The 9,414-nt window shown below is 37.5% G+C and carries 9 protein-coding genes; 6 read left to right on the top strand and 3 right to left on the bottom strand.

From position 1 onward, the window contains the following. The first annotated feature begins 130 nt into the window (after positions 1-130). The 6 genes from HMPREF2805_RS05110 to HMPREF2805_RS05085 all read left to right on the top strand — a co-directional run bounded on the left by HMPREF2805_RS05110 (position 131) and on the right by HMPREF2805_RS05085 (position 6,221). A complete protein-coding gene (locus HMPREF2805_RS05110; RefSeq protein WP_075231664.1) occupies positions 131-547 on the top strand; it encodes an immunity 70 family protein in 417 nt (138 codons plus the stop codon). 416 nt (positions 548-963) lie between these two features. Further along, complete coding sequence (locus HMPREF2805_RS05105) at positions 964-1,287, top strand: hypothetical protein (protein WP_075231663.1); 324 nt, start codon at positions 964-966, stop codon at positions 1,285-1,287. 74 nt (positions 1,288-1,361) lie between these two features. Then, positions 1,362-1,784: a hypothetical protein gene (locus HMPREF2805_RS05100; protein WP_075231662.1), complete on the top strand. Its 423-nt coding sequence runs from the start codon at positions 1,362-1,364 to the stop codon at positions 1,782-1,784. Between the two features lie 913 nt (positions 1,785-2,697). After that, positions 2,698-3,615, top strand: coding sequence for a glycine--tRNA ligase subunit alpha (gene glyQ / locus HMPREF2805_RS05095; RefSeq protein WP_060955620.1), 918 nt, complete (start codon positions 2,698-2,700; stop codon positions 3,613-3,615). Positions 3,616-3,897: 282 nt separating this feature from the next. Further along, positions 3,898-5,934, top strand: a complete 2,037-nt coding sequence (glyS, locus tag HMPREF2805_RS05090; protein WP_075231661.1) for a glycine--tRNA ligase subunit beta — start codon at positions 3,898-3,900, stop codon at positions 5,932-5,934. A gap of 29 nt (positions 5,935-5,963) precedes the next feature. Next, on the top strand, positions 5,964-6,221 hold the full coding sequence (locus HMPREF2805_RS05085; RefSeq protein WP_000187071.1) for a DUF896 family protein: 258 nt from the start codon (positions 5,964-5,966) through the stop codon (positions 6,219-6,221). Positions 6,222-6,461: 240 nt separating this feature from the next. Here HMPREF2805_RS05085 and HMPREF2805_RS05080 read toward each other — a convergent pair whose 3' ends face one another. From HMPREF2805_RS05080 to HMPREF2805_RS05070, 3 genes are read right to left on the bottom strand one after another with little or no spacing between them, the layout of a single operon-like run. After that, positions 6,462-7,697, bottom strand: coding sequence for an NAD(P)H-dependent oxidoreductase (locus HMPREF2805_RS05080; protein WP_049525810.1), 1,236 nt, complete (start codon positions 7,695-7,697; stop codon positions 6,462-6,464). A gap of 17 nt (positions 7,698-7,714) precedes the next feature. Then, positions 7,715-8,320, bottom strand: a complete 606-nt coding sequence (locus tag HMPREF2805_RS05075) for an NADPH-dependent FMN reductase (protein ID WP_075229439.1) — start codon at positions 8,318-8,320, stop codon at positions 7,715-7,717. Between the two features lie 34 nt (positions 8,321-8,354). Then, positions 8,355-9,275, bottom strand: a complete 921-nt coding sequence (locus HMPREF2805_RS05070; RefSeq protein WP_075231723.1) for an FAD:protein FMN transferase — start codon at positions 9,273-9,275, stop codon at positions 8,355-8,357. Positions 9,276-9,414: the final 139 nt, after the last annotated feature.

Raw genomic sequence — 9,414 nt, 5'->3', positions numbered from 1 at the left:
ATAGTGCATAATAGATAGAAAAAAGGGGATAGCATTTGCTAATCTTCAGTAGACAGATGATTTTATTAACAATAATAGGACATCTGTTGATGTAGAAGTAATATTTAAGAATAATTTGGAGGTGGATTTTATGTCTGTAGGCTTAATGGTAGGTTATAATTGGTGGACAGTAGGAGAAGGGAGCTTTTTTAATTCATTCTTTTCGACTATATATGTTCAGTTGGAGAATAAAGACTGGGGAAGTAAGTACCCCGTTATCATGAATAAACTTTATTGGGGCGATATTCCTTTGGAAGATATTGAGAGTGGAATTGCAGAGTTGTTATCTATCCAAGAAGAGTTGAAAAAATTTCCACCTCACGACATCATATGGGATTTTGAAGATTTGTCAGTCACTCCTCCTTGGGGTAATCATATTGCTTCCCATATCACAAATTTATCACAATATTTCATAACTAGTTCAGGCAGTGATTTATTTGAAGTTATGTTAACTTGTTTTAGATTCGCACTCGAGGAAGGTCAAAATGTAGTTGTAAAAAGTATTTGAAGATGGATTTTCTACAATTTTTAAAGTCCACTTAACCATTAAAATTATTGAAACACCGATTTTTATTATTTCATATAACTCTAAGGTGTAAAAAAATAAACTGATTTTGGAGATTTTTGAAATGTCATCATTTTGAATACAGCCGTAAATAAAATCTGACTTATTAAACTATCATGGAAACTATTTGTTGAAATGCTAAACGCTAAATCACCTATCTATGGTCATATTTTTATTGTTAAATTTTATAATATAGAGCGATTTATTATATGTAATTATGTAGAGGAGGGAAGAAACTGGATAATATAGTACTACGAAGTGAGTGGTTCGATGAATCGGAAAATTTTTGCGAAGTTAGGCTTACTTGTGAAACAAAGTTTCTAACAATTTATCAAGTATGCTATCTCTTTGAGGATGAGATGACGAAGGTATTACTGACCATGGATGACTATATAGAAAATCCTAATCTAGCAAGAAAGATCATTTTTGGAGATGATAGGGTTGGTGGAAGTGGTTATTTTGTTTTTACTTTTGCACCTATTAATGAAAAAGAAGAGTTAAATATTGAAGTGGATATGGAAGTAGCAGATAATGACGAGGGGCTCCATCGATGTCAATTTTATGTCAAAACTCAATTGGAAAATCTAAAGCATTTTAGAAATCATTTGCCTAGAATTTTTTCAAAAGACTATAAAAGGGCAGTAATATTACATGATGAACAAACTAGAAATGTAATGATTTAGCAAGCGTTTCTCGTTTATTCTATAGATGTATACATTTTTTAGATTTTAATTAAAAAATTGAAGGGGAGAGACTAGTGGACATTTTAAAGCTAGAGGAAGAGATTGAGGGTACGAACTACTGGGACGCCTATGCATTAGACTTTAGAGCTTCATTTTTTGGAGATGAATGTAGACTCTATATTGAAGTTGAAAATGGACAATCGGATCAGTATTGCTGGGAGATTGTTTTCTACCGTTGCTTTAAGGTAAACTATGAGACGGACGCTGGTTGGACATGTTGGAAAACTGAGACTGGTACAAGAAATTTCAATATGAAGGATATTCCTTTTGAAAATCTCATGTCTCACACTGTGCATGATATTAGACTTATCGAAGAGAAAAATAATATGATACAGGCAACAATTACTTTATCAAGTATGTTAATTGATATTGTATGCCAAGATATTCAAGTCTCTAAGGTTTTAGTAAGTGAACAGAACTTCTTTTGGAAGGTTTAGTTTTGATAATGATTAATGGTTGAACTAGGAAATTCTCTCATTTTTTGAAATGATTTAGTTAGGACTTAGTGAGAATCTGACTTGAAGATTGACGATGAGACAGTGAAATCAGCTTTGTTCCAAAAGAGTTTGAGATTTCTTTAATATGTGAATAGACACAGGATGAATGGTAAGATAATTTTGAGGCTAGAAATTTGGAAAATATAGCTATGATTAAAAGGAAATTCTGAAGGACTGGTCCTTCAGTCAAAATCGACATATGACGAGAACTGGATAGCTAGAATTGAAATCGTTCAAGAAGAGGTGGGATCATCTAGGTACAAGGTATGAAGCAATTTTCTTATTGAAAAAACTATCGCAAAAGATGGATATCCGATTGTTGTCTATTCTATAAGTAATTTTTCAGTCGCAAGAAAGAGAAGTTTTTCCATAATAACGAAGAAGCATTTAGAAATGCTTCCAGAAAGTAGAAGACCATTTCGTCTAGAAGCTATCGCCGTGTTTTTTTATCATACCTTCTTGTAGTAACTGTTTGTTTAGTATCATTTAGTTTTAGGAATACTATCGGTGAATGATATTTATAATATTCTAAAGAATTGCAAAGATCGCTAAGATTTAATACCGAGAAAAATACAAGAGTGATGATAAAATAATTTTACTTTTTTATTCCTTTTTGTTATAATAGAGACAAGAAAGAATATCTTATCAGTAAATCCTAAGCGAGCCTGAGATAGTGAGAGTCAGGTGATTGAGAGATAAGTGTGGCGCTTTCTGTAGTATTTTCAAAACAATGAAGTAATAAATCAGGGTGGAACCGCGTTTCTGACGCCCCTAGGTCACTTGACTTAGGAGCAAAGACACGGTTCTTTTTGTATTCTAGGTCGCAAGAAATTAGATAAAAAAGGAGTTAATAATGTCTAAAAAACTAACCTTCCAAGAGATTATTTTGACTTTGCAACAATACTGGAATGATCAGGGTTGTATGCTTATGCAGGCTTATGATAATGAAAAAGGTGCGGGAACCATGAGTCCTTACACTTTCCTTCGTGCCATTGGTCCTGAACCATGGAACGCAGCTTATGTTGAGCCTTCTCGTCGTCCAGCGGACGGTCGTTACGGGGAAAATCCAAACCGTCTCTACCAACACCACCAATTTCAAGTGGTTATGAAACCTTCTCCAGCAAATATCCAGGAGCTTTACCTTGAGTCTTTGGAGAAATTGGGAATCAATCCTTTGGAACACGATATTCGTTTCGTTGAAGATAACTGGGAAAACCCATCAACTGGTTCAGCTGGTCTCGGTTGGGAAGTTTGGCTTGACGGTATGGAAATCACTCAATTCACTTACTTCCAACAAGTCGGTGGCTTGGCAACTGGTCCTGTTACAGCCGAGGTTACTTATGGTTTGGAACGTTTAGCTTCTTATATCCAAGAAGTAGACTCTGTTTATGATATCGAGTGGGCTCCTGGTGTTAAATACGGAGAAATTTTCCTTCAACCTGAATACGAGCATTCAAAATACAGCTTTGAAGTTTCAGATCAAGACATGCTTCTTGAAAACTTCGAAAAATTTGAAAAAGAAGCTGGACGTGCATTAGAACTAGGTCTTGTGCATCCAGCCTACGACTACGTTTTGAAATGTTCACATACCTTCAACTTGCTTGATGCTCGTGGAGCAGTATCCGTTACAGAGCGTGCTGGTTATATCGCCCGTATCCGTAACTTAGCCCGTGTCGTAGCTAAAACATTCGTAGCAGAACGCAAAAAACTTGGATACCCACTTCTTGACGAAGCTACACGCGCAAAACTCCTAGCAGAAGAGGAAGAATAAAAACAGTTACAAGAATAGAAAAAGGGCGAACAAAGTGAGCCCGTATGGCACCCAAAGGCAAGTCAAAGACTTGCTAAAGGAATAGGCACCGCCGTACTGCTATCTGGGGATTTTTGAAACTTTGGGTTCAAAAATCAGTTGCCTAAATCCACTTTGATGAGACTGTTGGAAATCTTTGTCAAGAAGACAGAAGATTTCCCCATAGACTCACAAAGTTAGTTAGCAATGTCCCCAGTACCTAAGGTGCCTATCAAAAAGAAGAAATTTTTTAAAGGAAAAAACATGACAAAAAACTTATTAGTAGAACTAGGACTCGAAGAGTTACCAGCCTACGTTGTCACACCAAGTGAAAAACAACTAGGCGAAAAAATGGCAGCCTTCTTGGATGACAACCGCCTTTCATATGAAGGGATTCAAACCTTCTCAACTCCACGTCGTTTGGCTGTTCGCGTACTTGGTTTAGCAGACCAACAAACGGATTTGACTGAAGATTTTAAAGGACCTTCTAAAAAAATTGCTTTGGATGTAGAAGGAAATTTCTCTAAAGCAGCGCAAGGCTTTGTCCGTGGCAAAGGCTTGACTGTAGATGATATCGAATTTCGTGAAATCAAAGGTGAAGAATATGTCTACGTGACTAAGCATGAAGCTGGAAAACCAGCTGAGGAAGTTTTTGCTGGAATTCCAGAAGTTTTAGCTAGCTTAAGCTTCCCAGTAAGTATGCACTGGGCAAACAATACCTTTGAATATATCCGTCCAGTCCATACGTTGACAGTTCTTTTGAATGATATGGCACTCGATATGGATTTCTTAGATATTCACTCAGGAAGAGTTAGCCGTGGACATCGTTTCCTTGGTCACGAAGTAGAAATTCAGCATGCTGACAGCTATGAAGAAGACCTGCGCAAAGTTTATGTTATTGCTGATAGCACTGAGCGCGAAAATATGATTCGTGAGCAAATTAAGGCTATTGAAGCTGAAGAAGGTGTTCAGGTACAAATTGATGAAGGACTCTTGAATGAAGTTCTGAATTTGGTTGAATACCCAACTGCCTTCATGGGGAATTTTGACCCTAAGTACCTAGAGGTTCCAGAAGAAGTTTTGGTCACTTCAATGGAGACTCATCAACGCTACTTTGTAGTTCGTGACCTTGATGGAAATCTAAAACCAAACTTTATTTCTGTTCGTAACGGAAATGCAGAGTATTTGGATAATGTTATCCGAGGAAATGAGAAAGTCTTGGTGGCACGTCTTGAAGATGGTGAATTCTTCTGGCGTGAAGACCAAAAACTCAAGATTGAAGATCTTGTAGCTAAATTATCACACGTAACCTTCCATGAAAAGATTGGTTCACTTCGTGAGCACATGATTCGTACAGGGCAAATTGCTATCCTTTTGGCAGAAAAAGCAGGTTTATCAGTTGATGAAACTGTTGATCTTGCTCGTGCTGCAGCCATTTATAAGTTTGACCTCTTGACTGGTATAGTTGGTGAATTTGATGAGCTTCAAGGGATCATGGGTGAGAAATATGCTCTTCTCGCTGGTGAGAATGCAGCAGTAGCACAAGCTATTCGTGAACACTACCTTCCAGATTCTGCAGATGGTGCTCTTCCTGAGTCTAAAGTCGGAGCTATCCTTGCACTAGCTGATAAATTGGATACTCTCTTGTCCTTCTTCTCTGTTGGCTTGATTCCATCTGGTTCAAATGACCCTTATGCTCTTCGTCGTGCAACACAAGGGATTGTCCGTATCTTAGAAGACTTCGGCTGGAATATTCCAATGGACGAATTGATTGCTAGCCTTTATGCTTTATCATTTGATAGCCTAACTTACGATAATCAAGAAGAAGTGCTTAACTTCATCAAAGCTCGTGTTGATAAGATGATGGGTTCTACTGCAAAAGATATTAAAGAGGCTGTTCTTGCAAGTTCAAACTTTGTTGTTGCAGATATGATTGAAGCAGCAGAAGCCTTAACTGAAGTTGCAAAAACTGAAAACTACAAATCATCAGTTGAATCATTATCTCGTGCCTTCAACCTAGCGGAAAAAGCAGAAGGTTTAGTCAAAGTTGATACTAGCCTCTTTGAAAATGAACAAGAAAAAGAACTAGCTCAAGCAGTAGAAAATCTAGAATTGAAGGGCTCAGCTAACGATAAATTAACGCAACTATTTGCTCTTAGTCCAGTAATTGATGCTTTCTTTGACAATACTATGGTTATGGCAGAGGATGTTGATGTTAAGAATAATCGTCTAGCTATTCTAACTGAACTTGTGAATAAAGCGAAAACAGTCGCTGCTTTTAATCTTCTTAATACAAAATAGAAATTAAAAAGTAGATTGGAGGTCCAAATATGACACCAGAAAAAATCGCTCGTATTAATGAGCTTGCTAAAAAGAAAAAAACAGAAGGCTTGACTGCAGAAGAAAAAGTAGAACAAGCTAAACTTCGTGAGGAATATATCGAAGGCTATCGTCGTTCTGTTCGTCATCACATTGAAGGAATCAAAATCGTAGATGAAGATGGAAATGATGTGACTCCTGAGAAACTTCGTCAGGTACAACGTGAAAAAGGCTTGCATGGTCGTAGTCTTGACGATCCAAATTCATAATTTTGAGATATAGAAAACTCAGTTAGTAAAATCTAACCGAGTTTTTGTTTTAAAAAAAGGAACCTAAAGAGGTTCCTTTTTTAAAATTTTATACTCATCAAAAATCAAATTCAAACCACGTCAGCTTCACCTTGCCGTATATATGTTACTGACTTCGTCAGTTCTATCCACAACCTCAAAGCAGTGCTTTGAGCAACCTGCGGCTCTCTTCCTAGTTTGCTCTTTGATTTTCATTGAGTATTAGTTACTTGCCCCAGAAGTAGCATCCGCATCTCCATGGCCTCCGTCAGCTGAGTCAGAAGCACCAGAAGTAGCATCTGCGTCACCGTGGCCTCCAGCAGGAGCAAACGGACCGCTTCCTCCTACCAAACGTTGACCAGTTTCTTTCAAGTACCAGTCAAGCCATGGTTGGAAGTTAAAGACAATTTCATTGATACCAGCATATGATCCATCAGGATAGTACATAGCTTGGTAGTTGTGAGTATTGATAACACCTGCAGGTGAACCTGGAACAATTGTACGTACGTATTCTTGGTTGCCATTGCGAAGCGTACCAATAACCCACTCAACGTTTTTCATACGTGCTGGTGGAAGTGATCCATGAACTGTTGACATACGGCTACCAGATTGAGATGGTACACGTTTAGCAAACATCGTATCAGGATCTTGGTGAGCATTGTTGTAGTAGAGGAATTGGTTGTTATCGTCAGCATATGTCAATTCAAATGGCATAGCTTTCAAGAACATATCAATTTGGTTAACTGTAAGGATACCATGGTCAAGTTTAACGTATGTATCACCTGAAACAGCACCTGTGATTTCTGCAACTTTTTCTACCCATTCTGGATCATCAGGGTCAACTTCTGTAATAGTTGTAGCGATTGGTTTTCCACAATCCAAGTCTTCTGGTTCAATTGGTTTTGGTTTTTTCAATTTAGAAACGACTCCCACGTATTTGACAAAGTTATCTAAGCAAGTTTCAAGGAATTTAACAGTTCCTTCGTTAATAATATTTCCGTTTGCATCAAAAGCTTCTTTGGCTTTTCCAAGAAGGAATTCATTACCTGGTAATGTGTAGGCATTTACTCCTGGTGCATCAAGAATTTTACGAAGGTGAACTTGAGCACGTGAAGTTCCTTGATCGTAGTATGAAGCACCCACAATCATAACTGGTTTGTTTTCAAATGGATGAACTTCGTATGAAAGCCATTCAAGGACTGACTTAAGTGAAGCAGAAATAGTGTGGTTGTGCTCTGGAGTAGCAATAATGACACCATCAGCACGAGTGATTTTGTTGTAAAGAAGACGTAATTGGAAGCTTTCATCCCATTTTTCATCTTGATTAAACATTGGAACTTCATCAATTTCAAGAACTTCTAATTCAAATTTTAGTTTGAAGTTACGACGGATGAATTCCAAGAGTTTGCGGTTATATGATTGATCGTAGTTTGATCCAACAAGTCCAACAAATTTCATTCTTTCGATCTCCTATCTTACAAATTTTCCCAGTCAAATTCTTCTGCATCTTTGCGAAGCAATTCTTGCGCGCTACGCAATTTTTCAGTAATCTTGACAAAAATACGGAAGTCATCAAAGATGGCATCTAATTTATTAATAACATCAAGATCTACCAAGTCACCATTCTTATCAAATGCTTGAAGAGAATGAGAAAGCAAGAATTCGTCAGGTAGAACTGTCGCTTTAATCTCAGGAGCATTCAAAATTTGACGAAGTTGCAATTGAGCACGTGATGAACCGAGTGTACCATATGAAGCACCTGTGATCATGACTGGTTTATTCAAAAGTGGGAATACTCCGTAAGAAATCCAAGCAAGGGCGCTCATAAGTACAGCTGGAATTGAGTGGTCGTATTCTGGAGTACCGATAATAACACCATCAGCTGCTTCGATTTTAGCTACGATTTCCATAGCCTCAGCAGGGATTTGTTTGTCGGCTGGTTTGTTGAAAACTGGAAGATCTTTAATTTCGACCAATTCGATTTCTGCTTTATCAGCAAAGTGTTTCTGCATATATTGAAGCAGTTGGCGGTTTGTGGAACGTTTAGAGTTAGTTCCTACAATAGCAATAAGTTTTAGCATGAGCTTTCCTTTCTCTTTTTGCATTATTTATTATTTATCTTTGGATACCGGATGAACAAGCGATATGTCCATCTTTATCAATAAGGATGGCTTCAATTCCATCGATATTTTCGATTTGCCACATGATAGAAGCGCTACGTTGGCCAAACAATCGTGTGGTCCATATCTCACCATCAACTGAGCGGTCAGATATAATCGTTAAACTAGCCAAATCCGTCTCAATAGGATAGCCAGTTTCACTATCGAAAATGTGATGATAATCCTTTCCATCGATTTTAAGATGCCGTTCATAAATTCCAGAAGTAACAACAGATTTTCCAGTGATAGATAAGGTCATCAGATGATTACCACGTGGATGATTAGGGTCTTGAATACCAATTTGCCAAGGTTGTCCATTTCTGGCCTGGTTATTACCAATGGTAAGGATATTTCCCCCGAGATTGATAAGAGCAGAAGTGACACCATTTTCTTTTAAGAAAGTAGCAACCTTATCTGCGCTATAGCCCTTCGCTAGACAACCTAAATCAATTTTCATTCCTTTCTTTTCTAAGAAAACAGTAGAAGAAATTGAATCGAGTTTGATAAAACGGGGATCTATCAATGGTAAAACCGAAGAAATTTCTTTAGGACTAGCAACTTTTGCATCGGAAAAACCAATACGCCAGGTTTGTACCAAGGGACCGATGCTGATATTGAGATTGCTTCCAGAGGCTAGACTGTGTTCTAATCCTAAAGAAATCAGTTCAAACAAATCAGGGTGGACCTTAACTGGGGCAATTCCTGCCTGATAGTTAATTTCCATCAATTCCGATTCGGTGCTATTCGCATTAAATCGAAATTCAAGTTCCTTGAGCAAATCAAAAGCTTGACGGAGAAGATTATCCGCTTGTTCATGTACCAAGGAAATAGTAATCGTAGTTCCCATTAACCGTTCAGATAATGAACTGAGAGGCAAAAAATCAACTCCCTTCAAATCAATTGGAAATAGTTGTAAATCCAGATATGAAAGCAATCTGAAGATTTAAATTTCATTTCCATATAAATAGAATATCATAAAGTCAGCGTTTTCACAAATTATTTTTTACAAAAAGTCA

Source organism: Streptococcus sp. HMSC034E03, from assembly GCF_001811505.1.
GTDB lineage: Bacteria > Bacillota > Bacilli > Lactobacillales > Streptococcaceae > Streptococcus.
Note: the sequence above shows the minus strand (reverse complement) of the source record. Positions and strands in the feature narration are given on the sequence as shown.